The organism is Kitasatospora sp. NPDC092039 (genome assembly GCF_044756065.1).
In the GTDB taxonomy this organism is placed as follows: Bacteria; Actinomycetota; Actinomycetes; order Streptomycetales; family Streptomycetaceae; genus Kitasatospora.
Genome location: NZ_JBIVSD010000008.1, coordinates 87,498 through 113,063, shown reverse-complemented (window position 1 = coordinate 113,063; position 25,566 = coordinate 87,498). Strand labels below are relative to the sequence as shown.

Annotated in this window: 18 protein-coding genes and 1 riboswitch; of the genes, 12 read left to right on the top strand and 6 right to left on the bottom strand. The window is 72.1% G+C overall.

Going from position 1 to position 25,566, the window contains the following annotated elements:
• Positions 1 to 4: 4 nt before the first annotated feature.
• Positions 5 to 1,294, bottom strand: a complete 1,290-nt coding sequence (locus tag ACIQI7_RS17875; protein WP_401110697.1) for an extracellular solute-binding protein — start codon at positions 1,292 to 1,294, stop codon at positions 5 to 7.
• A 337-nt stretch (positions 1,295 to 1,631) separates the two neighbouring features.
• Here ACIQI7_RS17875 and ACIQI7_RS17870 point away from each other — a divergent pair, with 337 nt between their 5' ends.
• From ACIQI7_RS17870 to ACIQI7_RS17850, 5 genes are all read left to right on the top strand, one after another.
• Positions 1,632 to 2,423, top strand: coding sequence for a GntR family transcriptional regulator (locus ACIQI7_RS17870; protein ID WP_387750122.1), 792 nt, complete (start codon positions 1,632 to 1,634; stop codon positions 2,421 to 2,423).
• A gap of 388 nt (positions 2,424 to 2,811) precedes the next feature.
• Complete coding sequence (locus tag ACIQI7_RS17865; protein WP_387750119.1) at positions 2,812 to 3,075, top strand: DUF3311 domain-containing protein; 264 nt, start codon at positions 2,812 to 2,814, stop codon at positions 3,073 to 3,075.
• Positions 3,072 to 4,682, top strand: a complete 1,611-nt coding sequence (gene mctP, locus ACIQI7_RS17860; protein WP_387750117.1) for a monocarboxylate uptake permease MctP — start codon at positions 3,072 to 3,074, stop codon at positions 4,680 to 4,682. Before ACIQI7_RS17865 ends, mctP begins: the two co-directional genes overlap by 4 nt.
• 154 nt (positions 4,683 to 4,836) lie before the next feature.
• On the top strand, positions 4,837 to 5,757 hold the full coding sequence (locus ACIQI7_RS17855) for a histidine phosphatase family protein (protein ID WP_401110692.1): 921 nt from the start codon (positions 4,837 to 4,839) through the stop codon (positions 5,755 to 5,757).
• A 106-nt stretch (positions 5,758 to 5,863) separates the two neighbouring features.
• On the top strand, positions 5,864 to 6,358 hold the full coding sequence (locus tag ACIQI7_RS17850) for a GNAT family N-acetyltransferase (RefSeq protein ID WP_401110689.1): 495 nt from the start codon (positions 5,864 to 5,866) through the stop codon (positions 6,356 to 6,358).
• A gap of 22 nt (positions 6,359 to 6,380) precedes the next feature.
• Here ACIQI7_RS17850 and ACIQI7_RS17845 read toward each other — a convergent pair whose 3' ends face one another.
• The 3 genes from ACIQI7_RS17845 to ACIQI7_RS17835 form a co-directional block, all read right to left on the bottom strand.
• Positions 6,381 to 8,066 (bottom strand): ArnT family glycosyltransferase, encoded by a 1,686-nt coding sequence (locus tag ACIQI7_RS17845; protein ID WP_401110685.1) that lies wholly within the window; start codon positions 8,064 to 8,066, stop codon positions 6,381 to 6,383.
• Between the two features lie 189 nt (positions 8,067 to 8,255).
• Positions 8,256 to 9,350, bottom strand: coding sequence for a LamG domain-containing protein (locus tag ACIQI7_RS17840; RefSeq protein ID WP_401110682.1), 1,095 nt, complete (start codon positions 9,348 to 9,350; stop codon positions 8,256 to 8,258).
• Positions 9,351 to 9,738: 388 nt separating this feature from the next.
• On the bottom strand, positions 9,739 to 10,959 hold the full coding sequence (locus ACIQI7_RS17835; protein ID WP_401110679.1) for a ricin-type beta-trefoil lectin domain protein: 1,221 nt from the start codon (positions 10,957 to 10,959) through the stop codon (positions 9,739 to 9,741).
• 437 nt (positions 10,960 to 11,396) lie between these two features.
• Between ACIQI7_RS17835 and ACIQI7_RS17830 the strand changes: the two genes are divergently transcribed.
• The 7 genes from ACIQI7_RS17830 (at position 11,397) to ACIQI7_RS17800 (ending at position 21,945) form a co-directional block, all read left to right on the top strand.
• The gene (locus ACIQI7_RS17830; RefSeq protein ID WP_401111048.1) at positions 11,397 to 12,815 is read left to right on the top strand and encodes a glycosyltransferase family 2 protein; all 1,419 of its coding nucleotides are present in this window, start codon (positions 11,397 to 11,399) and stop codon (positions 12,813 to 12,815) included.
• A gap of 5 nt (positions 12,816 to 12,820) precedes the next feature.
• On the top strand, positions 12,821 to 13,939 hold the full coding sequence (locus ACIQI7_RS17825; RefSeq protein WP_401110676.1) for a glycoside hydrolase family 26 protein: 1,119 nt from the start codon (positions 12,821 to 12,823) through the stop codon (positions 13,937 to 13,939).
• A complete protein-coding gene (locus tag ACIQI7_RS17820; RefSeq protein WP_401110674.1) occupies positions 13,939 to 15,603 on the top strand; it encodes a glycosyltransferase family 39 protein in 1,665 nt (554 codons plus the stop codon). Before ACIQI7_RS17825 ends, ACIQI7_RS17820 begins: the two co-directional genes overlap by 1 nt.
• Before the next feature lie 46 nt (positions 15,604 to 15,649).
• A riboswitch (cobalamin riboswitch) is annotated at positions 15,650 to 15,809 on the top strand.
• Positions 15,810 to 16,000: 191 nt separating this feature from the next.
• Complete coding sequence (locus ACIQI7_RS17815; protein WP_401111045.1) at positions 16,001 to 18,412, top strand: ribonucleoside-diphosphate reductase subunit alpha; 2,412 nt, start codon at positions 16,001 to 16,003, stop codon at positions 18,410 to 18,412.
• Complete coding sequence (locus ACIQI7_RS17810; protein WP_401110671.1) at positions 18,412 to 19,431, top strand: ribonucleotide-diphosphate reductase subunit beta; 1,020 nt, start codon at positions 18,412 to 18,414, stop codon at positions 19,429 to 19,431. The genes ACIQI7_RS17815 and ACIQI7_RS17810 overlap by 1 nt, the downstream gene beginning before the upstream one ends.
• A 335-nt stretch (positions 19,432 to 19,766) precedes the next feature.
• The gene (locus ACIQI7_RS17805) at positions 19,767 to 20,819 is read left to right on the top strand and encodes a ferritin-like protein (protein WP_401110668.1); all 1,053 of its coding nucleotides are present in this window, start codon (positions 19,767 to 19,769) and stop codon (positions 20,817 to 20,819) included.
• Positions 20,820 to 20,961: 142 nt separating this feature from the next.
• Complete coding sequence (locus ACIQI7_RS17800) at positions 20,962 to 21,945, top strand: NAD-dependent epimerase/dehydratase family protein (RefSeq protein ID WP_387750083.1); 984 nt, start codon at positions 20,962 to 20,964, stop codon at positions 21,943 to 21,945.
• A 143-nt stretch (positions 21,946 to 22,088) separates the two neighbouring features.
• Here the strand turns inward: ACIQI7_RS17800 and ACIQI7_RS17795 are convergent, their stop codons facing one another.
• Positions 22,089 to 24,584 (bottom strand): ABC transporter permease, encoded by a 2,496-nt coding sequence (locus tag ACIQI7_RS17795; RefSeq protein WP_401110665.1) that lies wholly within the window; start codon positions 24,582 to 24,584, stop codon positions 22,089 to 22,091.
• 42 nt (positions 24,585 to 24,626) lie between these two features.
• Positions 24,627 to 25,415 (bottom strand): ABC transporter ATP-binding protein, encoded by a 789-nt coding sequence (locus ACIQI7_RS17790; RefSeq protein WP_401110662.1) that lies wholly within the window; start codon positions 25,413 to 25,415, stop codon positions 24,627 to 24,629.
• Positions 25,416 to 25,566: the final 151 nt, after the last annotated feature.

The window sequence follows — 25,566 nt, the reverse complement described above, 5'->3', positions numbered from 1 at the left end:
GTGCTTACTGCTTCTGGTTGAGCTTCTTGGCGATCTCGTCGTCGTACTTCTTGGCCGTGGAGGCGAAGTCGCCGCCCTGGAGGGCAGCGGTCAGGAACTCCTTGATCGGGTTCGGGTTGTCCTCGACGCTCGCCCAGTTCGGGGTGTTCGGGGTGATCGCGCCGACCGCGGCGGCCGACTGGGCGGCCTTGGCGAAGTCACCGGTGATCTGGCTGTTCAGCGAGGCCTTGTTCGGGATGTTGCCCGCCGCGGCGACGACGCCCTCGTTCTTGTCGTTGAGGGCGATCTTCAGGAAGTCCTTCGCCATGTCGGTGTTCTTGCTCTGCGAGGCGATCGCGAGGTTCGAGCCGCCGAGGAACACGCCGGAGGGCTTGTCGGCGGTCTTGCCCGGGAGCGGGAAGAAGCCGATCTTGTCCTTCGGGATGGCCTTCTCGTCCGGGAGCTCCCAGCCGAGGCCGATCATGGTGCCGACGTTGCCCTGGCCGAAGACGTCCTTCTGCTGCGGGGTGGCCTCGTCCTTGTCCTTCGGACCGGTGGCCGAGTAGCCCTGGAGCTTCTTGTAGGTCTCGAAGGCCTTCTGGCTCTCGGGCGAGCCCAGGCCGCCGACCCACTTGTCGCCGTCCTTCTTGGCGATCTTGCCACCCTCGCTGGTGAGCAGACCGAAGTAGACGTACCACTCCTGGCCGGGCATGTAGATCGGGTCGACGACGCCCGGGGTGGCCTTCAGCTTCTCCAGGTCGGCGTAGAACTCGTCCAGGGTCTTCGGCGTGTCGGTCAGACCGGCCTTGGCCCACAGGTCCTTGTTGTAGGCGACGACGCGGTTGGTGACGTACCACGGGGCGGCGTACTGCTTGCCGTCCAGGATCGTGGACTCGTTCTGGTTGGCGGCCCAGGTCTCGCCGCCCAGCGCGGCCTTGTCCTTGGTGATGTCGAGCAGACCGCCCGAGGAGGCGTAGCCGGCGGTCTGGGTGTTGCCGACCTCCAGGACGTCTACCGAGCCCTCGGACAGCGCGGCGGTGACCTTCGCGCCGATGCCGCCCCACTCCTGGGTCGCGAACTCGACCTTCGAACCCGGGTAGGTGGTCTCGAACTCGGCCTTGACCCCGTCGGTCCAGCCCTTCGGGGCCGAGCCGCTCATGGTCCAGACCTTCAGCGTCTTGCCCTTGTACTTGTCGGCCGCGGAGGCGGAGGACGACTTCGAGTCACCCTCGCTCTTCTTGCCGTCCGAGCTGCAAGCCGCCAGGCCGACGACCATTGCTGCGACGCCGACCGCCGCGATGAGCTGACGCTTCACGCCATCCTCCTGAGGGATGCCTGGGTTGCCCCCGTCGGGCGGCAGCGGCAGACCCACACAAAGCGGGGGGAAAGGTGCCGCGGACCCCTTCGAACGGGTGGGGGGATTCATAGTTACCGGTCTAGTGGTGTAGACCAGCTGCCTGGAGCTTGGCCTAGACCAATGGGCCTGTCAACGGCTGTCCGACCGATCTCGACCACCCGTTATCAAGCCGACACCGCACATCGTTCATCGCGTGATGAGGTATTCGTTCCGTAGCCATACATGCAACGATGTGATCCGTTAACGATGTGGCGGGGCCGCTGAAGGCCCCGCGAGAAGCGGGAGAACAGGTCCGATGAGCAGCGACGGGGGATCCACCGCCCAGGTCGACGACCCCGAGGTGAACAACCTCCCGACGCAGGCCGGCACCGACCCGACCGCGCGCGTCCCCAAGTACTACGGCCTGAAGCGGCACCTGCTGCAGCTCACCGAGACCCAGCCGGCCGGCACCCCGGTACCGCCCGAGCGCGCCCTGGCCGCCCAGTTCGACACCTCGCGCACCACCGTGCGCCAGGCCCTCCAGGAGCTGGTCGTCGAGGGCCGGCTGGAGCGCATCCAGGGCAAGGGCACCTTCGTCGCCAAGCCCAAGGTCGCCCAGGCCCTCCAACTGACCTCCTACACCGAGGACATGCGGGCCCAGGGGCTGGAGCCCGCCTCCCGGCTGATCGAGATCGGCTACATCACCGCCGACGACCGGCTCGCCCCGCTGCTCGACATCAAGCCCGGCGGCCGGGTGCTGCGGATCGAGCGCCTGCGGCTGGCCAACGGCGACCCGATGGCGATCGAGGTCGCCCACCTGTCCGCCAAGCGCTTCCCGGCCCTGCGCCGCAACCTGGCCAAGCACAACTCGCTGTACGCGGCGCTGCGCGAGGTGTACGGGGTCACCGTGGCCGAGGCCGAGGAGACCATCGAGACCACCCTGGCCAACCCGCGCGAGGCCGGGCTGCTCGGCTCCGACCTCGGCCTGCCGATGCTCCAGCTCTCCCGGCACTCCTTCGACGCCGAGGGCGACCCGGTCGAGTGGGTCCGCTCGATCTACCGGGGCGACCGCTACAAGTTCATCACCCGGTTGAAGCGTCCGGAGTAGCCGCACTCCCCCACCGCACTTCGGGCACCGGCGCGCGCGACCTGCGCGCCGGTGCCCTTTCGCGTTCCGCTCTCCGCGTTCTGTTCTGCGTTCTGTCCGCGTTCCCACGACACCACGGCGGCGGCCTGCGGCGGACACCCGTTTCCGGTCCCGCGGCAGTGGACACCGGCCGGTTCCGTCCGACTGGTGGGAACTTCCGTCAATCCCGGTGACATGGATCACCCCATGCTCTAGATTGCGCAGCCGTAATGATCTGACTGCCGATCACCGATGGTGCTGCTCGGCGGGCCCGTACGGCGCTCGGCGCCGGCCGGGCTGCGGCGCCGACGGGGAACCCTCCGGAGCGGAGCCGAAGATGCCCTCTGATCGTCCCTTCGTCGAAGATGTCATGCCCGAGCCAGCCGGGGATCCCGTCCCGGCCGTGACGCCCGAGCGGGTGCTGGCCGCGCTCGCCCTGCTCGTGCCGATCGTCGCGATGCTCTGGGTGTCCTCGTACGACAAGAGCGACCCGGCGGTCGCCGGGATGCCGTTCTTCTACTGGTACCAGCTGCTCTGGGTGCCGGTGTCGGCCGTGTTCACGGTCGCCGCCTACCTGCTGATCACCCGGGACGAGAAGGCCCGCGCGGCGGCCCGGAAGGGCGGTGCCCGATGAAGGACGTCAACGTGCCGGCCCTCGTGGTCTTCGTGCTGTTCTTCGCCCTGGTCACGGTGATGGGCTTCCTCGCCTCGCGCTGGCGCCGCGCGGGCGACGCGGCGCACCTGGACGAGTGGGGCCTGGGCGGCCGCAGCTTCGGGACCTGGGTGACCTGGTTCCTGCTCGGCGGCGACCTCTACACCGCGTACACCTTCGTCGCCGTCCCGGCGGCCGTGTACGCGACCGGCGCGGCGGGCTTCTTCGCGGTGCCGTACACGATCATCGCCTACCCGCTGGTCTTCCTCTTCCTGCCCCGGCTCTGGTCGGTCTCCCGGGTGCACGGCTACGTGACCCCGGCCGACTTCGTGCGCGGCCGGTACGGCTCGCGGCCGCTGTCGCTGGTGGTCGCGCTCACCGGCATCCTGGCCACCATGCCGTACATCGCCCTGCAACTCGTCGGCATCCAGGCCGTCCTGGACGTGCTGGGGGTCGGCGGCGGGGAGAACGCCAACTGGTTCGTCAAGGACCTCCCGCTGTTCATCGCCTTCGGCGTGCTGGCCGCCTACACCTACTCCTCCGGCCTGCGCGCCCCGGCGCTGATCGCCTTCGTCAAGGACGCCCTGGTCTACATCGTGATCATCGTCGCGGTGATCTACATCCCGATCCGGCTCGGCGGCTACGGGCACATCTTCGACACGGCCGCGCAGCACTTCAAGGAGACCAAGGCCGGCTCGCTGACCATCCCCGAGAACAAGCAGTGGACGTACGCCACGCTCGCGCTCGGCTCGGCGATGGCGCTGTTCATGTACCCGCACTCGGTGACCGGCGTCCTGGCCTCCAAGTCCCGCAAGACGGTGCGCCGCAACATGGCGATCATGCCCGCCTACTCGCTGATGCTGGGCCTGCTGGCCCTGCTCGGCTTCATGGCGCTGGCGGCGGGCGTCGGCAAGGGCGTCAAGGGCTACAACGCCCAGCTGTCGGTGCCCCAGCTGTTCGCCGACATGTTCCCGGACTGGTTCACCGGCGTGGCCTTCGCCGCGATCGGCATCGGCGCGCTGGTGCCGGCCGCCATCATGTCCATCGCGGCGGCCAACCTGTTCACCCGCAACGTCTACAAGGACTGGCTCAAGCCCGCCGCCACCCCCGCCGACGAGACCAGGGTCGCCAAGCTGGTCTCGCTGCTGGTGAAGGTCGGCGCGCTGGTCTTCGTGCTGGGCATGGACAAGCAGGCCGCCATCAACCTCCAGCTGCTGGGCGGCCTGTGGATCCTGCAGACCTTCGTGGCGATCGTCGGCGGCCTGTTCACCCGCTGGTTCCACCACTGGGCGCTGTTCGCCGGCTGGGCGGCCGGCATGGTCTACGGCACCTGGGAGGCGTACGGGATCTCCAGCAAGGCCACCAAGCACTTCGGCGGCAACGCGGCCGAGATCCCCGGCATCGGCGAGATCGGCTACATCGGGGTGACCGCCTTCGCGCTCAACCTGATCGTCGCGGTGGCGCTCACCCTGGTGCTGCGGGCGGTCAAGGCGCCGGTGCTCCCGGACGAGACCAAGCCGTCCGACTACAGCGCCGAAGCCGGCGACGACGAGCTGAAGAACGCGCCGGAGCCCGTAGCGGCGCACTGATTCGCGCCGTACGCGCCCTGTGATCGCGCCGCCTTCTCCGTGAACACTGGAGAAGGCGGCGCGATCATATGTATGAACGGGCGTGCACGCCGGGCACCACCAGACCGGACCGGCATCCGGCCGGAACCTGATCGACCACGGGGAGCTCGCGGCCATGGCAGAACTCGGCACCACCCTCAACGGCCAGCACCAGTCCACCCAGAGCCAGCACCACCACGGCACCGCGCAGGGCCAGCCCGGCACCGGCCAGGGCCAGCACCCCGGCGGCCCGGGGCAGCACGGCACCGGCCACGCCCAGCACGGCACCAACCACGCCCAGCACCCCGGCGGCCACGGCCAGCACGGCACCGCCCACCGCCCGGCGGCGGCCGGCCGGCTGCCGTCCGTGCTGATCGCCACCCGGCACGGGGAGTCCACCGCCAACGTCGAGTTCCAGCTGGCCGAGGCCGCCGGAGCGCTCAGCGTCCCGATCAGCTGCCGCGACGCCGACATCCCGCTGTCCCTGCACGGCCGCCGGCAGGCCCAGGCCCTCGGCCACTGGTGGGCCGGCCTGCCCAGCGCCGACCGCCCGCGCAGCGTCTGGTGCTCGCCGTACGTGCGCACCGCCGAGACCGCCCGCATCGCACTCGCCCAGGCCGCCGGACTGGGCGCCGTCCCGGTCACCCTGCCCGTCCGGTACGACGAGCGGCTGCGCGACCGCGAGCTCGGCGTCCTGGAGATGCTGCCGAAGGCCGCGATCGAGGCCAAGCACCCCGAGGAGGCGGCCCGGCGGCGCAAGATGGGCGAGCTGTACTACCGCCCGCCCGGCGGCGAGTCCTGGACCGACGTCGCCCTGCGGGTGCGCAGCCTGCTGCGCGACCTCTGCGAGGAGGAGGCCGGACGGCCCGTCCTGCTGGTCGCCCACGACTGCACGGTGCTGATGCTCCGCTACGCGCTGGACCGGCTCACCGAGGAACAGCTCACCGCGCTCGGGCCGGTGCACAACTGCTCCACCAGCCTCTGGCGGGCCCAGGACGGGCGGCTGCGGCCGGACGGCTGGAACGGGGTCGGGCACCTGGCGGTCGAGGCGGACTGACGCTCCCCCGGCCTCCCTCCGGCAGCCGGGGCCGGGGTCCGGGCCGCCCGCCGGTCCGTTCGACCCCGGAGCACCGCCCGGCAGAGGGCTCCGGCACACTGGCCCGATGGACTTCCTCATCCGCCAGGCCCTCCCGGAGGACCTCCACGACGCGGGCCGGATCACCGTCGAGGCCTTCGTCGGCGACGGCTACACCAAGCCCACGAGCGGCTACGTCGAGCAGCTGCGCGACGCCGGCCGGCGGGCCCGCGAGGCCGAACTCCTGGTCGCCGTCGACGCGGCCGGAGCCGGCGTCCTCGGCTGCGTGACCTTCGCGGTCGGCGGCACCGAGTGGGCGGACATCGCCTCCCCCCGGGAGGGCGAGATCCGGATGCTCGCCACCGCCGCCGCCTCCCGCGGCCGCGGCGTCGGCGAGGCCCTGGTCCGCGCCACCGTGGCCCGCAGCCGCGAACTCGGCCTGGCCGGCATGGCCTTCTCCACCCGCCCGGAGATGACCACCGCCCACCGGGTCTACGAACGCATCGGCTTCCTGCGCACGCCCGAACGCGACTGGGCCCCGTACCCGGGGATGGACCTGATGGTCTACACCATGGCGTTCTGAGCCGGCAGGCCCTGAGCGGCCGTCACGGCTTCTTGTCGTGCCCGGGCGCCACGTAGACGGTGTACCGGCCGTGCTTCCCGCTCGTCACCACGGTGACCACCCGGTACCCGGCGGCCTTCAGGGTGGGCTGGATCGCCTTGTCGATGGCCGCGGTCTGGGTGAAGTCCAGGACCACGACCTTCCACTCGTGGGCCTGGATGCCGGCCTGGATCGCGGGCACCCCGTTCTGCATCTGTCCGGTGGCCGGGTCCCGGCGGAAGACGGCCACCAGGTCGTGCCACTGCTGCCAGTTGGTCTGCTTGCGCAGGTAGTACGCGGGGACGTTGTAGTTCTCGACCAGGTACCGGTCGTCGCCCTTGACGATGTACGGCTCCAGGGCGGCGACGAACTCCTTCGAGTTCGACCACTCGCCGTACATCTCGCGGCCCTGGGCCGCGCCCACCCAGGCGAGCGGACCGACCACCAGGGCGGCGGCCGCCACTCCGGCCACCAGGTGCAGACGGCCCTTCAGCCACAGCACCGTACGAGCCAGGACCAGGCCCACCACGATGCAGGAGAACCAGGCGCCGAAGTCGACGTGCTTCTGCAGGGACAGCCAGGTGTGGATGCGGATCTGGTTCACCGGCGCCATCAGCCCGGCCAGGAGCAGCAGCAGCGCCAGCCAGAACTCGGGCCAGGCCGTGCCGCCGCGCCGCCGCGCCCGCACCAGCTGCACCAGCACCCCGGCCAGCGCGACCACCAGCAGCGGGCCGACCCAGCGGGCGGCCTCCGAGGCCACGTAGGAGTACGAGTCGTGGCCCGGGGCGCGCTTGAGCGTGGTGTGGTCGAAGCCGTTGACGTACTTCTCGCCGGCCGCCAGCGCCGCGGCGCCGACCGCCAGCACGAAGGTGAGCAGGACCAGCAGCCCGCGCCGCCAGGCCTCCCAGAGGCGCAGCGAGCCGCGCGGGCCGGCCAGCACCGCGATGCCCGCCACCACCGGCACCCACAGCAGCGCGGCGTACTTGGTGGCGCCGGCCAGGGCCAGCAGCAGCCCGGAGGCGACCAGACTCGGGTACCCACCGCCCGTGGTCAGCCGCACCGCGAAGTACCCGGCCCAGGCGAGCACCGCCAGCGCCATCGCGTCGTAGGTGGCCAGGCCGCCGAGGAACTGCGTGGGGCCGAGCGCGACGAAGGCCGCCGCCGCGCAGAACGCCGCGAGCGAGCCGTGCAGCCGCCGGGTGGCCAGGTGGACGGCCACGGTGGCGGAGAGCATGAACGCCAGGCTCAGCAGCCGGGCGCCGTTCAACCCGCCGACGAAGTCCGCGACGGCCACCACCACCGGGTAGATCAGCGGGGAGCCGGAGAAGAAGGTCTCGTACGTCGACACCGGGGTGCCGTGCCGCAGGTGCGCGACCTCCTGGTAGCCCGCGTAGATGTAGGTGCCCTCGTCGATGAAGGCGGTGTTGCTGAGGATCAGGTGGTAGGAGAGCGCCGCCTGGACCAGCAGCACGGCCAGCAGTGGCAGCCAGTCCGCCCGCAGGGCCGGCCGGGCCGGGTGCGGGACCGGGGGCGGCCCGGGCTTACGGCGGCGCCGGTCGGCCGGGTAGGCCTGGGCCGGACCGGGGGCGGTCCGGTCGCGCTCGCCGAGGGCCGCCCCACCCGGCCCGGCCCCGCCGAGGACGGGCTTGCGGGTGGACTCGGGCCGGATCCAGCGGCCGTCCGCGCTCATCAGTACTGCTCCTCATCTGGGACTTCGCATCCGGACGCGCGCCCTCGGCGGGGCGCGCGCCCCGGGGCGCGCTTCGGCCGCCGCCCCACACTGCCGGGGGCGGCGGCCGAGGTTCACGAGGGCCGGTCGGCCCTGTGGCGGGTCCTGCGGGTCGTCCTCACCGGGCCGCAGGACCCTCGCCGGGCGGGCTCAGCCGCCGAGCCAGGCGCCGGTCGGCGCGATGGACGGCGGCGAGCTCGGACCGGCCACGATCTTGACGACGTCGGCCTCGGGCAGCACCTGGTCCCACACCTGGATGTCGGCGACCGCGCCGTGCCAGGGATCGGCCCACTGCGAGTTGGAGCTCAGCCGGCCGATCTGGAGGGTGTTGGCGCCGCTCGGCGGCACCCCGGCCGACTTGGCCGAGGACTGCGGAGCGCCGTTGACGTACAGGGTGATCTGGCCGGACGGGTCGTCGTACACGCCGGTCAGCAGCACCCACTGGTTGACCGTCGCGTCGCCCTTGGACCAGGCGATCGCCGAACCGCCGCCCGGCACCTGGACCTTGAAGTACCACTGGTCGTGCCCGTTGTTGTTGGCCCGGCCCAGCGCGTAAGAGTAGTACTGGCCGTCGCCCTGGCTGACCGCGCTGCGGTTGCCGTTGGGCACATCGACCAGCACCCGCGCGGAGACGGTGAAGCTCTTGCTCACGTCGACGACCGGCGTGGACGTCGAGGCGAACGAGTCCTGACCGCTGGGCAGTTTGAGGACTTGTCCGGAGAAGCCGGCCATCGTCCCCTGCTTGGCGTCGGCCCCCAGGTTGAGCGCGGCCGCGCCCTTCTTGGCGGGCAGCGTGCCGACGGTCGGCGGGCTGTCGATGCCCTTGACCGGCGGTGCGCTCGCCGGACTCGACGGGCCGGAGGGAGTCGGGCTCGGGGTGCCGGTGGCCTGGGCCACCGGCTTCTTCTCCTTGCCGTGCTGGAAGTACCAGTACCCGCCGCCACCGGCGGCGGCCACCACCACCACGGCGGTCGCCACGCCGATCAGCTTGAGCCGGCGGCCGCGCTTGGCGGCCTGCTCGTTCTGCTCGGCCAGCGCCTCCCAGTCCGGGGTGCCGGCCGAGGAGGCCGGCGGGTTGGACGCGGGGACCGGCGGCTGGAAGCCGCCCTGCTGCTGCCAGTGCGCCACGGGCTGGGGCGGCTGCCCGCCCGGCGGGAACGGCTGCTGGCCGACGGGCTGGCCCGGCATCGGCGCCTGCGGCTGGACCGGCAGCGGCTGGCCGGCCTGCGCCTGTTGCGGCGCCACCGGACCGGGCTGCGGTGCCACCGGACCGGGCTGCACCGGCCCCGGCGCGACCGGCGCGGGCCCACCGCCCGGATGCGGTACGGGCGGCACCGGCTGCGCGGCCGGATGCGGCGTCATCTGCTGGGGCTGCGCGGGCGCGGCGGGCGGTGGCCCGTAGCCGGACGCGGGGCCGAATGCTCCGCTCGGGGACTGCGGTGGCACACCGGTGGCCGGAGCGGCCCCCCCGGCCGGTGCCTGCTGCGGTGGCGTGGGCGGCTGGCCCGGCTCGCCACTCGGTACCGGTCGATCGCTCATGGCCCGAATGCTAGGGCATCCGCCCCGACACGCCCATGGGGGGTGCGCGGACGAAACGTCGGTGCTGCCGCCCCTCCCGGCGCGCGGTGCCGGCTCACGCGACGCCGTTGTACGGCAGCTTCCAGCGCTGCGAGACGGTGTCCGCGCACGGCCGCAGGAGCACCGCCGTACCGTCCGCGAGCGCGCCGCCCGCGGTGCCCAGGCACAGCCCGGTGTCCTGGTGCCTCAGCCGCTGCCCCGGGGCGGTGACCCAGCGCTGCGCCGGGCCGCCGGTGCACTCGGCCAGCGTCACCGAGGAGCGATCGGCGGCCGGCGCCAGGCAGGCCGCTCCGCCGCGCAGCGAACCGTCGTTACCCACCGTCCAGCCGGTCGAGACGGCCTGGTCGCCGCAGGATCCGACGGCCACCGGGGTGCCGGCGATCCCGCCGCCGCCGTGCCGCAGGCAGATCCCCGGGGCTCCCGCCGGGACCTCGCCGGCCGGCAGGCCGACCCGGTTGTGGAAGGCGAAGGAGTTGCTGCGCAGGCCGGTCCCGCCGCTCCAGACCTCGAAGCCCGCCTGCACCCGGCACAGGTAGGAGCCCTTCGGGACGTACCCGCGGGCCATCGCGTCGGCGGTGAACAGCCGCAGGTTGAGGCCTCGGGTGGTGTGGGTGGGCGCCGTGCGCACGTAGCTGATCACGCTGTGCGGGCCGGTGATCGGCGCCTGGTAGACGTGGTAGCTCGCGTCCCCGAACGGCAGGGCGTCCGCCACCTTCTCACCGGCGGGCCGCACGTTGTCGGTGGCGTCCAGCCAGATCATCACCTCGGCGCTCTCCCCCGGGAGGCAGTTGTCCGGGCTGGAGCCGTACCAGAGGTCGAAGGAGAGGTTGAATGAGCCGCTCACCCGGCCGTTGGCGTCCCAGTCGGCGGTGGCGTCGCCGAGCGCGCTGACCGGCACCGGCAGTCCGCTCGCGCCCGGAGCGGTGGAGACGTTGGGGTAGGCGCCCGGGGCGAGCGGGTTCTTCGGGACGAAGTCGTCGCTCCCGGACAGCGTGAACCCGCTGTCCCCCACCGGGTCCACGCAGACCGTGCCCGCGGTGTTCCACGGGTTCGGTTCGAGGACCTTGGTGCCGCCGTCCATCGCCAGTTTCGGGAACGGCTCCTGCGCGGTCGAGCAGAGACCCGGCCCGGACGCCGCCGTCGCCGTGGCGGCCGGCGGCTCCACCGCCCCGACCTCGCCGCTGCACCCGGCCAGCAGCACGGCGAGCGCACCGAACGCGGCGACCGCCCGCAGGCCCCTCGCCGCACGCCCGGCCGCGCCGTCCTCGATGATCATCACTGTTCCCCGAACCGTCCTCGCCCGTCGAGCGGACAACCGTACACAAGCGCTCCGGCCGCACCCCCGTTCACATCACGATCGGAACTCGATATCGGTTCCGGGTCTCCGGCGGAAGAGGGGGGAGCGAACTCCGTGCGATCGGTCCCGTACGATCCTGGCGTCCCCCCTGTCGCCCGAGCGATAACGGCCGCCGCGCGGGGACGGTTCAGACTCAGTACGGCTTCGGGGGAGTAGAGCACGTGACTGTCACCGAGGGCGCGCGACTCGCGGGAAGCGGTCAGCCGCCGGTCTCACGACGCCGCAGCCGGCGCGACCCGGCCGCCCGCAACCGGTGGGGCCTGCTCCCCCAGCCCCCGGACAACACCGAGAAGTACCTCTACGCCCGCACCAACCTGTGGGTGCTGACCTGCTTCTCCCTCATCAGCTTCGGCTGCATGGTGGCCAGCGAGATCGGGCTGCTGAGCGCGACGCCGTGGTTCCTCTTCTTCATACCGCCGCTCGCCTTCACCATCGTCTACTACCTGATCTCCCGCTGGGTGCACGGCTTCAACGAGACCTTCGACCTCTCCGCCCACCGGGCCCTGGTCAAGTCCTGGAAGCCCGAGCGGCATCCGACCGTCGACGTCTTCCTGCCGGTCGCGGGCGAGCCGATCGAGGTGCTGCACAACACCTGGACCCACGTCGCCCGGCTGCGCGACCACTACCCGGGCGACGTCACCCCGTACGTCCTCGACGACAGCAACAGCCCGCAGCTCGCGCAGATGGCCGTCGACTTCGGGTTCGTGTACGGCACCCGTGACAAGCTCGGCTGGTTCAAGAAGGCCGGCAACCTCCAGTTCGGCTTCCGCAACTCCGACAGCGACTACATCCTCATCCTGGACGCCGACTTCGCGCCCCGGCCGGACCTGCTGAACGAGATGCTCCCCTACATGGAGGCCAACCCCCGCCTCGGCATCGTCCAGTCCCCGCAGTTCTTCCGCATCCTGGACTCGCAGAACTGGATCGAGCGCGGTGCCGGCGCCGTCCAGGAGCTGTTCTACCGGACCGTCCAGGTCTCCCGGCAGCGCAACGACGGCGCCATCTGCGTGGGCAGTTGCGCGGTGTACCGGCGCGCGGCGCTGGAGGAGAACGGCGGCACCACGCTGATCGGCCACTCCGAGGACGTGCACACCGGCTTCGACCTGCGCCGCCTCGGCTGGGACCTCCAGTACATACCCGTCGCGCTGGCCACCGGCGTCTGCCCGGACAACGTCGGCGGCTTCTTCAACCAGCAGTACCGCTGGTGCACCGGCTCCATGAGCCTGCTCGGCAGCAGGAAGTTCTGGCAGACCAAGCTGCGGCCGGTCACCCGGGCCTGCTACCTGTCCGGCTTCTTCTACTACATCCACACGGCGCTGTTCACCGTCGTCTCACCGCTCATACCGATCGTCCTGCTGCTCGCCCGCCCCGACCTGATCCGCTGGGAGAACACCGCGCTGGTGCTGCCCGGCCTGATCTACGCCACGGTCGTCTTCCCGCTCTGGCACCGCAACCCCTACCGGCTGGAGGCCTGGGCCGCCCGCATGATGTACGGCTGGGCGCACGTCTTCGCCATCTGGGACATCGTGCGCCGCAACCGGATGGCCTGGCAGCCGACCGGATCCAGCGGCGCCAAGCGCAACAAGACCCGCCGGTTCTGGATCGGCGTCATCGCCTGGGGCGGCGGCACGTCCCTGCTCTGGGTGCTGCTGAGCATCTGGCGGATGCTCACCATGGGCCCGTTGAACTTCGCCCTCGTCCTCGCCTCCGGCCTCTTCTACGCCACCATCGTCGGCCGGGTCCTCGTCCAGCCGCGCCCCACGGAAGCAGTGTGATCGCCATGACCGCCCACCTCCGACGGGCCGGCCGGCTCCGTCGCCGGCTGGCGCTCCCGCTGCTGACCGCCGCAGGCGTGCTGCTCGCCACCGCGTGCGGCCCCGAGGACCCGGGCTTCGCGATGCAGAGGGACCTCGCCCAGCCCGCGCCGGCCGCCGCCTCCCCCGGCGCGACCCCCGCCCCCGGCGCCGCGACCGCGAGCCCGGGTGCCACCGGCAGCGCCGCACCGGCGGCACCCGCCGCGCCCAAGACCCAGCCGGCCGGCGTCCCGTACGACGTCACGCCGCTGCTCAAGCCGAGCCACAAGTACCTCGGCGCCGCCCTGCCCGACGTCCCCGCCACGATGGACGCGCTGCCCGGCTACAGCTCCGCGATCGGCAAGCAGCCCAACATCATGGAGTACTACGCCCACTGGAAGGGCGGTTTCGACACCGCCGGCGTGCGCCGGATCCACGAGGCCGGCGCACTGCCCTTCATGGCCTGGGAACCGCACGACCGCTCGCTCGCCTCGATCGCGGCCGGCGACACCGACGACTACGTGCGCGGCGTCGCCAAGTCCGTCGCCAAGCTGAACCTGCCGATCGCCATCAGCATCGCCCACGAGATGAACGGCGACTGGTATCCGTGGGGCCGCCAGGCCGCCACCCCCCAGGACTTCGTGGCCGCCTGGCGCCACGTCCACGACCTCTTCGACCAGGCCGGCGCCACCAACGTGATCTGGGTCTGGAGTCCCAACATCACCGTCCCCGCGCCCAACACCCGCCTGGCGCCGTACTACCCCGGCGACACCTACGTCGACTGGGCCGGCATGACCGGCTACTTCACCAACGACGGACCCAAGACCTTCGAGGGCCTGTACGGCCCCACCATGGCCGAGATCCGCACCTTCTGCGACAAGCCCTTCTTCATCAGCGAGACCGCGACCGAGCAGGGCAGACACCAACAGGCCTTCGTCGACCAGTTGTTCTCCGGGATGGAGGCGCACGACGACATCGTCGGCTTCATCTGGTTCAACATGGTCAAGCGGGCGGACTGGCGGGTCGAGACCGTTCCGGAGACCCTCGCCGCCTTCAAGAAGCGGGTGTCCGCCCCCCGCTACGGCTTCGACATCCGGAACCCCTGATGGACAACGACCTCTTCCCCACCTCGGACCACCCCGCCGCCCCGGTGCCGGACATCCCCGCGCAGGACGGCCCGGAGCGCCGTAGGCGCCGGGCGCCCGTGCCCGTCGACAACCCCGACGGCATCGAACTGGCCCCGTACACCATCCCGCAGGTCCCCGCGATCGGCTGGGACCCGGGCACCAGCCCCCGCCGCCGCTGGATCGCCCGCGGCCTGCTGGGCGCCGTCCTGGCCGTCCAGGCCGCGCTCTCGCTGCGCCTGCTGGCCGCCGCCCACCCCGACGAGGCCGCCGCCATGGTCGCCGGTCGCCAGCAGCTGGCCAACCTGATGCACGGCACCCCGGTCACCACCGACCTGGTCGACCGGGTGCACGGCTCGCCCTGGCTCTACCCGCCGCTGGCGGGCGCCGCCGCCGACGCCAGCGGCATCTGGGGCACCCGGCTGCTCAGCCTCGGCTTCGCGCTGCTCACCACGGTGCTGCTGTACTCGCTGACCCGGCGGCTGTTCAACGAGCGGGTCGCCATCTGCGCCATCGGCGTGTACGCCGTCCTCCAGTCCACCGTCGTGGTCGGCTTCTACGCCGCGCCCGAGTCCCTCGCCGTGCTGCTGGTCGCCCTCGCGGCCTGGACCACGGTGTTCACCGCCCGCCGCCACCCGGCCCTGGCCCTGCTCGCCGCCCCACCCGCGGCGCTGGCCTGCGCCGTGGCCTACTCCGCGGCCTTCGCCGTCCCGGCCCTGGTCGCCCTCGCCTTCGCCTGCGCCCGGCCGCGGCACCGGGCCGGCCCGGCCGCCCTGCGCGCGCTGCTGACGGGCGCCGGCACCCTCGTCCTGCTGCTCCCGTACGGAACGCTCGGCCGGGTCGCCGGGTGGTCGCCCTCGCAGGGCAATGCCCCCGGCTCGGCCGGCTCGATCCTGCTCGGCACGCTCCAGTGGGCCGGCCTGTTCACCGTCCTCGCGGTGGCCGGCACCATCGCCTACGCGCGCCGCGAGCAGATGAACGAGCACGACGCGGCCGAGAAGGACCCCGTCCCCACCACCCGGGGCCAACGGGCCCTGCTCGGTGCCGTGCTGACCGTCACCGCCCTGCTCGTGCCCGCCGCCCACCTGTGGACCGGCACCTCCGGCGCGCTGTTCCGCCACCTCGGCTACGGCATGCTGCTCGCCGCCCCGCTCGCCGGGGTCGGCCTGACCCGGCTGGTCGGCGCCCACTTCCGCCACCCCCAGCTGGGCATCCTGGTCTGGGTCGCCCTGCTCGCCCTCGGCCTGGAGCAGTCCGCCCTGCGCTACCAGAACGGGCCCGACTCCGGCCGCCTGCTGGCCGTCCTGCGGGTCCACACGGAGCCCCAGGGCCGCTACCTCACCGAGGTCGACGGACTCGCCGAGTACTACCTGGGGAGCGTCTCCAGGCCCGAGCAGTGGGTCTCCGCGCGGGCCGGTACGGAGTACCGCGACGGCGCCGGGGTCCAGCACCACGGGGACGACGGCAGCGTGGCCGCCATCCGCGACGGCTGGTTCACCATGGTCGTCCTCGACAGCACCGCGCCGAGGGCCACCGACCGGGCCCTGAGCGCGGCCCTGGCCGACGCCGGGCACTACCGGCTGATCGCCCAATTCACCTCGCCGACCGGTGATTCGAGTACGTACAAGGTCTATCTCAAGCACTGACCGGGCGCCCGCCACATCCGCACCCGCGACACGACAGCCACAACATATGGTGCCACCGCAGTCCGGCGGCACTACATGTATGCTCACTCCTGCTGTCGATGCAGGGGAACCCGGTGCGAATCCGGGACTGCCCCGCAGCGGTGTGCGGGCGGCTCCAGCAGCCGTGCCCGCGAGTCCGAGTACCTGCCGACGGCGTGCGCCACGGCCCTCCCGCAGAGGCCGCGCCGGCACGAGCATTACCCCTCCGGGCCTCGCGGGCGGGCCGGGGAGTCACCGTCGCGCGACGCCGTCTGCGTTCGTGCCGTGCTCCCCTGCCCCGATCGGCCCGGTGGCCCCCGATCACCGCCGCCGATCGCCGCCAGGAGAGAGCGCCTTGACCACCGCTGCCTCAGCCACCCTGCCCGCCCAGGGCTCCGGTACCGCCTTCACCGACCCGACGGTCTCCGACCCCGGCGGCGCCCTGCTGCGGCTGCTCACCGACCGCAGCACCGACCTCACCGAGGTCGACCCCGGCCACGTCGCCGCCGCCGCGCTGCGCGGCCGCCACGCCGGCTCGGACTTCGCCGAACTCCGCGGGCTGGCCGTGGACGCCGCCGCGTCGATGATCGCCGAGGACCCCCAGTACTCGAAGCTGGCCGCCCGCCTGCTCGCCCTGGAGATCGTCGACGAGGCGAACAGCCAGGGCTCGACGTCCTTCTCCGCCTCGATCGCCGTCGGCCACGCCGAGGGCCTGATCGGCGACACCACCGCGGCCTTCGTCGCCAAGCACGCCGCCGCCCTGGACGCGCTGGTCGACCCCGCGGGCGACGACCGCTTCGAGTACTTCGGCCTGCGCACCGTGCAGTCCCGCTACCTGCTGCGCCACCCGATCACCCGCAAGGTGATCGAGACCCCGCAGCACTTCCTGCTGCGCGTCGCCTGCGGCCTGGCGGTCGGCGACAGCGAGCAGTCGGTGCGCGAGGTGGCCGAGCTGTACGGCCTGATGAGCCGCCTGGAGTACCTGACCTCCTCGCCGACGCTCTTCAACTCCGGCACCCGGCACCCCCAGATGTCGAGCTGCTACCTGCTCGACTCGCCGCTGGACAACCTGGACTCGATCTACAACCGCTACGCGCAGATCGCCCGCCTCTCCAAGCACGCCGGCGGCATCGGCCTGTCCTACTCGCGCATCCGCTCGCGCGGCAGCCTGATCCGCGGCACCAACGGCAAGTCCAACGGCATCGTGCCGTTCCTGCGCACCCTCGACTCCTCGGTCGCCGCCGTCAACCAGGGCGGCCGCCGCAAGGGCGCGGCCTGCGTCTACCTGGAGACCTGGCACGCCGACATCGAGGAGTTCCTGGAGCTCCGCGACAACACCGGCGAAGAGGCCCGCCGCACCCACAACCTCAACCTGGCGCACTGGATCCCGGACGAGTTCATGCGCCGGGTCAACGCCGACGAGGACTGGTCGCTGTTCTCGCCGGCCGACGTGCCCGAGCTGGTCGACCTGTGGGGCGCCGACTTCGACGAGGCGTACCGCAAGGCCGAGCAGGCCGGCAAGGCCGTGCGCACCATCCCGGCGCAGACCCTGTACGCCCGCATGATGCGGACCCTGGCGCAGACCGGCAACGGCTGGATGACCTTCAAGGACGCCTCCAACCGCGCCGCCAACCAGACCGCGCTGCCGGGCCGCACGGTGCACTCCTCCAACCTGTGCACCGAGATCCTGGAGGTCACGGACGACTCCGAGACCGCCGTCTGCAACCTGGGCTCGGTTAACCTGGGCGCCCACGTGGCCTCCGGCGCCTCGGCCGCCGACCTGCTCGGCGCCATGGACTGGGAGCGGCTGGACGCCACCGTGCGCACCGCCGTCACCTTCCTCGACCGCGTGGTGGACATCAACTTCTACCCGACCACCGAGGCCGGGACGTCCAACTCCCGCTGGCGGCCGGTCGGCCTGGGCGTGATGGGCCTCCAGGACGTCTTCTTCCAGCTGCGGATCGACTTCGACTCCGCCGAGGCGAAGCAGCTGTCCACGCTGATCGCCGAGCGCATCATGCTCACCGCCTACGAGCGCTCCGCCGACCTGGCCGAGCAGCTGGGCCGCCACGAGGCGTACGGCGAGACCCGCGCCGCCCGCGGCGAGCTGCACATCGACCACTTCCCGAGCGCCGCCCCGCAGTGGGCCGACCGCTGGACGGCGCTGCGCGCCCGGATCGCCGAGACCGGCCTGCGCAACTCGCTTCTGCTGGCCATCGCGCCGACCGCGACCATCGCCTCCATCGCCGGCGTGTACGAGTGCATCGAGCCGCAGGTGTCCAACCTGTTCAAGCGCGAGACGCTGAGCGGTGAGTTCCTCCAGGTCAACCCGTACCTGGTGCGCGAGCTCAAGGAGCTGGGCGTCTGGGACCAGCAGACCCGGGACGCCCTGCGCGACGCCAACGGCTCGGTGCAGGAGCTGAACTGGCTGCCCGCCGAGGTCCGTTCGCTGTACCGGACGGCCTGGGAGCTGCCGCAGCGCGCGCTGATCGACCTGGCGGCGGCCCGCATGCCGTACCTGGACCAGAGCCAGTCCCTGAACCTGTTCATGGCGGCGCCGACCATCGGCAAGCTCAGCTCGATGTACGCCTACGCGTGGAAGGTCGGCCTGAAGACCACCTACTACCTGCGTTCGCGCCCGGCCACCCGCATCGCCCAGGCCGCGTCCGGCACCGCCCGCGCCGCCGCGCCGGCGCCCGTGCCCGTGAACAGCCCGACCCTCACCCCGGAGCAGGAAGCCGCCATCGCCTGCTCCCTGGAGAACCCCGAGTCCTGCGAGGCCTGCCAGTAATGTCCCAGTCCGAAGACCGCAAGATGCTGCTCGACCCCGGCTTCGAGCTGACCCTGCGCCCGATGCGCTACCCGTCGTTCTACGACCGGTACCGGGACGCCATCAAGAACACCTGGACGGTGGAGGAGGTGGACCTGCACTCGGACGTCGCGGACCTGGCGAAGCTCAGCGAGGGCGAGCGGCACCTCATCGGGCGACTGGTCGCGTTCTTCGCCACCGGCGACTCGATCGTCTCCAACAACGTGGTGCTGAGCCTCTACAAGCACATCAACTCCCCGGAGGCGCGGCTGTACCTCTCGCGGCAGCTGTTCGAAGAGGCCGTGCACGTCCAGTTCTACCTGACGCTGCTCGACACCTACCTGCCCGACCCGGAGGACCGCAACGCGGCCTTCGCCGCGGTGGAGAACATCCCCTCCATCCGCCAGAAGGCCCAGTTCTGCTTCAAGTACATGAACGCGGTCGACCACATCGAGTCGCTGCAGACGAAGGAGGACAGGCGGGCGTTCCTGCTCAACCTGATCTGCTTCGCCGCGTGTGTGGAAGGCCTGTTCTTCTACGGCGCGTTCGCCTACGTGTACTGGTTCCGCAGCCGGGGCCTGCTGCACGGCCTGGCCACCGGCACCAACTGGGTGTTCCGCGACGAGTCCATGCACATGGACTTCGCCATGTCGGTGGTCGACACCGTCCGCGAGGAGGAGCCCGACCTCTTCGACGACGAGATGGCCAAGCAGGTCACGGAGATGCTGGAGGAGGCCGTCGAGGCCGAGCTCCAGTTCGCCCAGGACCTGTGCGGTGACGGCCTGCCCGGCATGAACACCGCGTCGATGCGGGAGTACCTGCAGGCGGTGGCGGACCAGCGCCTCGCGCGCCTCGGCCTGCCGATCCGCTACGGGTCGACGAACCCGTTCGGCTTCATGGAGCTCCAGAACGTCCAGGAGCTGACCAACTTCTTCGAGCGCCGGGTGTCGGCGTACCAGGTCGCCGTCGAGGGCACCGTCGCCTTCGACGACGACTTCTAGAGAAGAACGAACGACAGCGGTGCCCCGCACGGCCACAGCCCGTGCGGGGCACCGCTGTGACATCAGTCGGTCGGAAACTCCCCGGACCTGACCCCGGAGAGGAAGGACGACCAGGCCTCGGCCGGGAGGAGCGGCGCCGACCCGCCCGGGTCGTTCGAGCCGCGGTCAGCCGGCCAGGACTCCCCCGCCCCGCCCGGCATGAACGCCGGGCGGGGCGGCCGCAGGTCCACGCGCGCCCGTCCGGATGAACTCCCGGGCCGCACCGCCGTTCCACGCCTGCGGACGACCGAGCCCCGGCTACGGTCCGGCGCACAGCCGAACGAAAGGGGTACCCCGTGGCGACGACCGGCATCCTGGACTACGAGAGCGACGCGATCGTCCAGCTCATGAACATCGCCGAGGAGGACTGGAGCGAGCAGGAGCTCAAGGACGCGCTCCAGCGGGCGGTCATGCTGGAGCTCTCCACCATCCCGCCCTACGCCACCGCGCTCTGGTCGATCACCGACAAGACCCAGCCCGTCCGCCGCACCATCCGCGAGATCGTCTTCGACGAGATGTCGCACTTCGGCCTGGTCTGCAACATGCTCACCAGCATCGGCGGCACCGTAGCCCTCATCGACCCGCTCACCGTCCCCAAGTACCCCGGCGAGCTGCCCGGTGGCGTCAACCCGGGGCTGGAGGTCTTCCTCAGCGGGCTGACCCGCGAGTCGGCCACCCTCTTCTCCGACATCGAGAAGCCCGAGAACCCGCTGGCCTTCGCCGCGGACGGCAACACGATCGGCGCCTTCTACCAGCGCATCGCCGATGTCTTCCCGAACTTCGCGCACCTGCTGACCGGGCAGAACCAGGTGACCTTCCCGCTCGGGTCGGGCCACGGCGCGGGCAACGACATCGTCGCGATGAACACCATCGACGACGTCCTGAAGGCGATCGACATCATCCAGACCCAGGGCGAGGGCACCACGGCTTCCCCGAACAATCCCTTCCCCGGGCCCACGGACGAACTCGCCCACTACTACGCCTTCAAGGAGATCGCCGTCGGCAAGAAGCTGGTGAAGAACCCCGCCACCGGGAAGTTCGAGTTCACCGGCCCCGACGTTCCGCTCCCGCCCACCGCACCGGTCGCCCGCGTCCCCGCCGGCGGCTGGGCGAACGACCCCGCCAACGCACCCGACGCGGCCACCGCCGCCGTGCTGCAGGAGTTCAACGCCACCTACACCGACATGCTGAAGGCCCTCCACGACGCCTGGGGCGGAACCCCGGACCGGCTGTTCGACGCGATCAGCGACATGGGCGCCCTGGGCGACACCGCAGAGCGGATCAACGCCGTCAAGCTCCCCAGCGACCCCCACTCCACCTACGGTCCGGAGTGGCTCTTCATCCCGTAGGAGTCCTGAACCGAGGCCGAGGGCCGGTGCGGACGAGTGGTCCGCACCGGCCCCATTCCTGTCCGCCCGATATTTCACCCGGACGGCCGCGGTTCCGCAGGCCTGGAGCGCGGGCGTGTTCAACGGCTGATATATCGAATATATGCTCGAAGAATACGACAAGGTATTGGTGTCGGGCGGACTGGGTTTCGTCGGCAGGCACCTGACCAACGCCCTCCTCTTCCTGGGCAAGGAAGTGGCGATCATCGACAACGCCCGGACCGCGACGAGCATCTCGGCGCCGTCCGGGGCCACCCTGCACATGCTGGACATCCGCGAGGTCGACGCCATCGCCGAGGCCGTGGACGACGCCGACCTGGCCTTCCACGTCGCCGCCAACGCGAACGGCACCCTGTCGGTGACCCAGCCCCGCCTGGACTTCGAGATCAATGCGCTCGGCACGCTCTCCTTCGCCGAGGCCCTCCTCAAGGCGTCCGTACGCCGGGTCGTCTACGTCTCGTCCGCGTCCGTCTACGGCATACCCCGGCGGTTCCCGATGGACGAGGACCACCCGACCCGCCCCTTCGTGCCGTACGGGGCGTCCAAGCTCAGCGGTGAGATCACCTGCCTCGCCCTCCACCGGGCCTGCGGGCTGCCGGTGGTGGTCGGCCGCCCGTTCTGCGTCTACGGCCCAGGGGAGAACCCGCACGAGGCGATGGTCGAGGTCGGACGCTTCCTGCGCTGGCACCTCAACCACCGGCCCATCCAGATCGTGGGCGACATCGACCGCAAGACCCGCGACTTCGTCCACGTCACCGACCTGGTCCAGGGGCTGCTGACGATCGCCGACCGGGCCGAACCGGGAGAGGTGTTCAACATCGGCTCCGGCACCGAGGTGTCGATGCGCGACCTCGTCAACGTGATCGGGGAGGCCACCGGCGTCCCACCCGAGGTCAGCGTGATCCCGGAGATCGAGGACGACACCTACCGGCTGGTCGGCGACATCTCCAAGCTCACGGGCCTGGGGTACCGACCGGCGGTCACGCTCGCCGAGGGCGTGCGCGACCTGGCCGACCACCTCGGCGCGAACCCGGAGCTCCCCGGCAGCCCGACCATCTTCTCCCGCGGCCAGCACGGCGAGTCCTGATCCGCACCCCCGTCCGACGGCCGGGCGGCCACGACGGCCGGCGCGGGCACACCCGGCTGACGGCCGGGCGGAACGCCACCGCCCGTACGGAACCCGACCGTCCCCGCCCGGCGCGTGAACGCCGGGCGGGGACGGCTCGCCGCTCAGCCCTGCGCGACGGCCTCCAGCGGGCCGAGCGCCGCCGCCCGGCGGGCGGGCAGCGCGGCCGCCAGCGCGCCGATCGCCAGGGAGGCCAGGCACACCAGCGCCAGCGTCCCCCAGGGCAGCGCCAGCGCGTACCCGTCCATCGCGCCGCCGGCCAGGGCGCCGACCGCCCAGGCGCCGAACAGGCCGCCGGCCAGGCCCAGCAGGGTGCCGAAGGCGGCGACCGTCACCGCCTCCAGGCGGATCATCCGACGGATGCCGGGCCGGTCCATGCCGAGGGCGCGCAGCATCCCGATCTCCCGGGTCCGCTCGGTGACCGACACGGCCAGGGTGTTCACGATGCCCAGCGCGGAGATCACCGCACCGATGCCGAGCAGCCCGTACATCAGCGTGAGCAACTCGCCCACCGTCCCCGCCGCCTCGCGCACCAGCTGGGCCCGGTCCTGCACCTTCAGCAGCGGGTTGTCGCCGACCGCCGTCCGCAGGGCGGCCGTGGACGTGCCCTCGCCGCGCACCAGGATCCGCTGGACGGAGCCGGGCTTGTAGCTGTCGCGCTGCACCCCGTCCCGGGCGCCGACGGCGTCCCGCGCGGTGGGGTTGTCCCGGTAGACGCCCGCCACGGTGTACATCACGGGCTCCTTGCTCCGGCCCATCCGAACCTCGATCCGCCCGCCCGCGTCGACCCCGCTCTCCCGGGCGGTGCTCACCGAGAGGGCGATCCGGCCGGGCCCGAGGTCCTCGGCCGAGCCGCTGACGAAGTCGAGCTTCATGAACCGCGAGACGGCGGCGGGATCGACCCCGGAGACCTCCCGGACCCGGCCCCCGACGACCGCCGTCGAGTCCGCGACCGCGCTCGCCTCCCGCACGCCGGACACCCCGGACACCCGCCCGACGGCCGCCGGGTCGATGCCCGTCATCGTGTTGCCGGTGCTGATCACGTAGTCGGCGCCCAGCCCGGCCGCCGCCTGCCGGTCCAGGGCCCGGCCGGTCGAGTCGCCGATCGTGGCGAGCCCGCTGACCAGCGCGGTGCTGATCAGCAGCGTGGCGGCGGTCGCCGCGGTACGCCGGGGGTCGCGCAGGGCGTTCTCCCGCGCGAGCCGCCCGGTCATCCCGAACCGGCCGGTCAGCCGCCCGGCCAGCCGGATCACCGGGACGGCCAGCGAGGGCGCCAGGACGAGCAGCGCGACGACCAGCGTCCCGCAGCCGAGCATCGCGCTGCGCAGGTTCTCCTCGGAGGCGTCCTTCGCCGAGGCCGACAGCGAGACCAGCAGGCCGGCACCGAGCAGCAGCAGCGCCGTACCGGCCGCCGCGCGCAGCCGGGAGCCCCCGGCGGGGCGGGAGACCGCGCGCAGCGCCTCGACCGGCGCGATCCGCGCCGCCCGCCGCGAGGGCAGCCAGGCCGCCAGGACCGTCACCCCGACGCCGACGAACAGCGCGGCCGCCACCGGCCGGGCTCCGATCACCAGCGGGCCCTCGGGCAGCCGGCTGCCGTCGGTGCTCAGCAGGCCGGGCAAGACGGTCGCGATGCCGAGCCCGAGCGCGAACCCGACCGCCGACGCCGCCAGCCCGACCAGGACGGCCTCGGCCAGCAACGAGCGCACCACCTGGCGCCGGGTGGCGCCCACCGCCCGCAGCAGCGCGATCTCCCGGCCCCGCCGGGAGACCAGCATGGTGAAGGTGTTGACCACCAGGAACGACCCGATGAACAGCGAGACCCCGGCGAAGACCATCGGCATCTTCTGGTAGCCGCGGGTCAACGTGCGGACGTAGAGGGCCTGTTGCTGCGCCTGCGCCTGCCCGGTGGTGGCCTGCGCCCGGTCGGCCGGGAGTACCGCCGCGACGCGCTGGGCCAGTTCGTACTGGCCGACACCCGGAGCGGCGACGAGGTCGATGCCGGTGTACTCCCCCGGAGCCGCGAACAGCTTCTGCGCGGTGGCCCGGTCGAACAGGGTGAGCGTGCCGCCGGCCGTGACCCGGGTGTCGGCGGTGGCCACGATCCCGACCAGGCGGGCCGTCATCACCGGGCCGTCCGTGGCCAGCGTGACCTGGTCTCCCAGGTGGTAGCCGCCCGCGGCCGCCGTGTCCCGGTCGACGGCGATCTCGCCCTCGGCGGCCGGGGCCCGGCCCTCCGCCAGCGGGTGGCGCCCGGACTCGTAGCCGGCGGCGAGGTTGGTCCCCCGCTTCACCCGCAGCGGGGTGCCGTCCGCCGCGTTGAGGGTGGCGCTCCCGTCCGCGGTCGGCCGGACCGCCGCGACGCCGGGCACCCCCGCGAGCCGGCGGGCGAGGCCGTCGGTCAGCACGTCCGGCTCGTTCGCGGTGACGCTGACCGCGACATCGGCGAAGTTCCGTGTGGCGGCGGCTCGTTGGGCGGCGGCGGTGGAGTCGGCGAAGACCAGGGTGCCGGAGGCGAACGCGACCCCGAGGCAGACCGCGAGCACGGTCATCAGCAGCCGGGCCTTGTGCGCGAGGACGTTGCGCAGGGCTGTGGTCAGCATGAGTGGCTTTCGGAAGTAGGAGCAGGGGGCGGACGGACGGGCTCAGTCGGCGAGGGCGGGGGTCCCGGGGGCGCCCCCGGAGAAACGCAGCATGACGTCCAGCACCCGGTCCGGCGTCGGGTGCGCCATCTCGTCGACCAGCCGCCCGTCGGCCAGGAACACCACCCGGTCCGCGTACCCGGCGGCCACCGGGTCGTGGGTGACCATGACCACCGTCTGCCCCAACTCCCGTACGGAGTCCCGCAGGAAGCCCAGCACCTCGGCCCCGGCGCGGGAGTCGAGGTTGCCGGTCGGCTCGTCGCCGAACACGATCGCGGGGCGGGCGGCCAGCGCCCGGGCGACCGCGACGCGCTGCTGCTGCCCGCCGGACAGCTCGGCCGGGCGGTGGCCGAGGCGCTGGGAGAGCCCGACCATCGCGACCACCCGATCCAGCCACTCCCGGTCCGGACGCCGCCCCGCCAGCGTCAGCGGGAGGGTGATGTTCTCCAGCGCGGTCAGCGTGGGCAGCAGGTTGAACGCCTGGAAGACGAACCCGACCCGGTCCCGGCGCAGTCGGGTGAGCTGCCGGTCCCCCAGGGCGCCCAGCTCGGTGGTGCCGATCCGGACCGAGCCGGAGGTGGGGGTGTCCAGCCCGGCGGCACAGTGCAGCAGGGTCGACTTGCCGCAGCCGGACGGGCCCATGATCGCCGTGAACTCGCCCTCCCGGAAGGCGATGCTGACCCCGTCCAGGGCGGTGACCCGGGTGTCGCCGCTGCCGTAGACCTTGGTCAGGTCGGCGGTGGCGGCGGCGATCCCGGGTGTCACGAACGGGGTGAGGGCGTGGGCGGTCACGGGGAGGGCTCCTGTCGAAGGGCGAATCGGTGCACTTCGAAGGGTGTCCGGACCACGTATCGGGGCCCCGCTCCGCCGGGTATCGGCGCCCGCTCCGCTTCGCAGCGGTTCTGTAGCAGCCGCCGCCCCACTGCTCGACCGAGCAGGGGCC

Excerpts from the sequence above, each read along its gene's own strand:
- ACIQI7_RS17795 (WP_401110665.1), bottom strand. The coding sequence starts at position 24,584 with ATGCTGACCACAGCCCTGCGCAACGTCCTCGCGCACAAGGCCCGGCTG.
- ACIQI7_RS17865 (WP_387750119.1), top strand. The coding sequence starts at position 2,812 with ATGCCCGAGCCAGCCGGGGATCCCGTCCCGGCCGTGACGCCCGAGCGG.
- ACIQI7_RS17800 (WP_387750083.1), top strand. The coding sequence starts at position 20,962 with ATGCTCGAAGAATACGACAAGGTATTGGTGTCGGGCGGACTGGGTTTC.
- ACIQI7_RS17845 (WP_401110685.1), bottom strand. The coding sequence starts at position 8,066 with ATGAGCGCGGACGGCCGCTGGATCCGGCCCGAGTCCACCCGCAAGCCC.
- ACIQI7_RS17855 (WP_401110692.1), top strand. The coding sequence starts at position 4,837 with ATGGCAGAACTCGGCACCACCCTCAACGGCCAGCACCAGTCCACCCAG.
- ACIQI7_RS17820 (WP_401110674.1), top strand. The coding sequence starts at position 13,939 with ATGGACAACGACCTCTTCCCCACCTCGGACCACCCCGCCGCCCCGGTG.
- ACIQI7_RS17850 (WP_401110689.1), top strand. The coding sequence starts at position 5,864 with ATGGACTTCCTCATCCGCCAGGCCCTCCCGGAGGACCTCCACGACGCG.
- mctP (WP_387750117.1), top strand. The coding sequence starts at position 3,072 with ATGAAGGACGTCAACGTGCCGGCCCTCGTGGTCTTCGTGCTGTTCTTC.
- ACIQI7_RS17830 (WP_401111048.1), top strand. The coding sequence starts at position 11,397 with ATGGTGGCCAGCGAGATCGGGCTGCTGAGCGCGACGCCGTGGTTCCTC.
- ACIQI7_RS17835 (WP_401110679.1), bottom strand. The coding sequence starts at position 10,959 with ATGATCATCGAGGACGGCGCGGCCGGGCGTGCGGCGAGGGGCCTGCGG.
- ACIQI7_RS17810 (WP_401110671.1), top strand. The coding sequence starts at position 18,412 with ATGTCCCAGTCCGAAGACCGCAAGATGCTGCTCGACCCCGGCTTCGAG.
- ACIQI7_RS17870 (WP_387750122.1), top strand. The coding sequence starts at position 1,632 with ATGAGCAGCGACGGGGGATCCACCGCCCAGGTCGACGACCCCGAGGTG.
- ACIQI7_RS17825 (WP_401110676.1), top strand. The coding sequence starts at position 12,821 with ATGACCGCCCACCTCCGACGGGCCGGCCGGCTCCGTCGCCGGCTGGCG.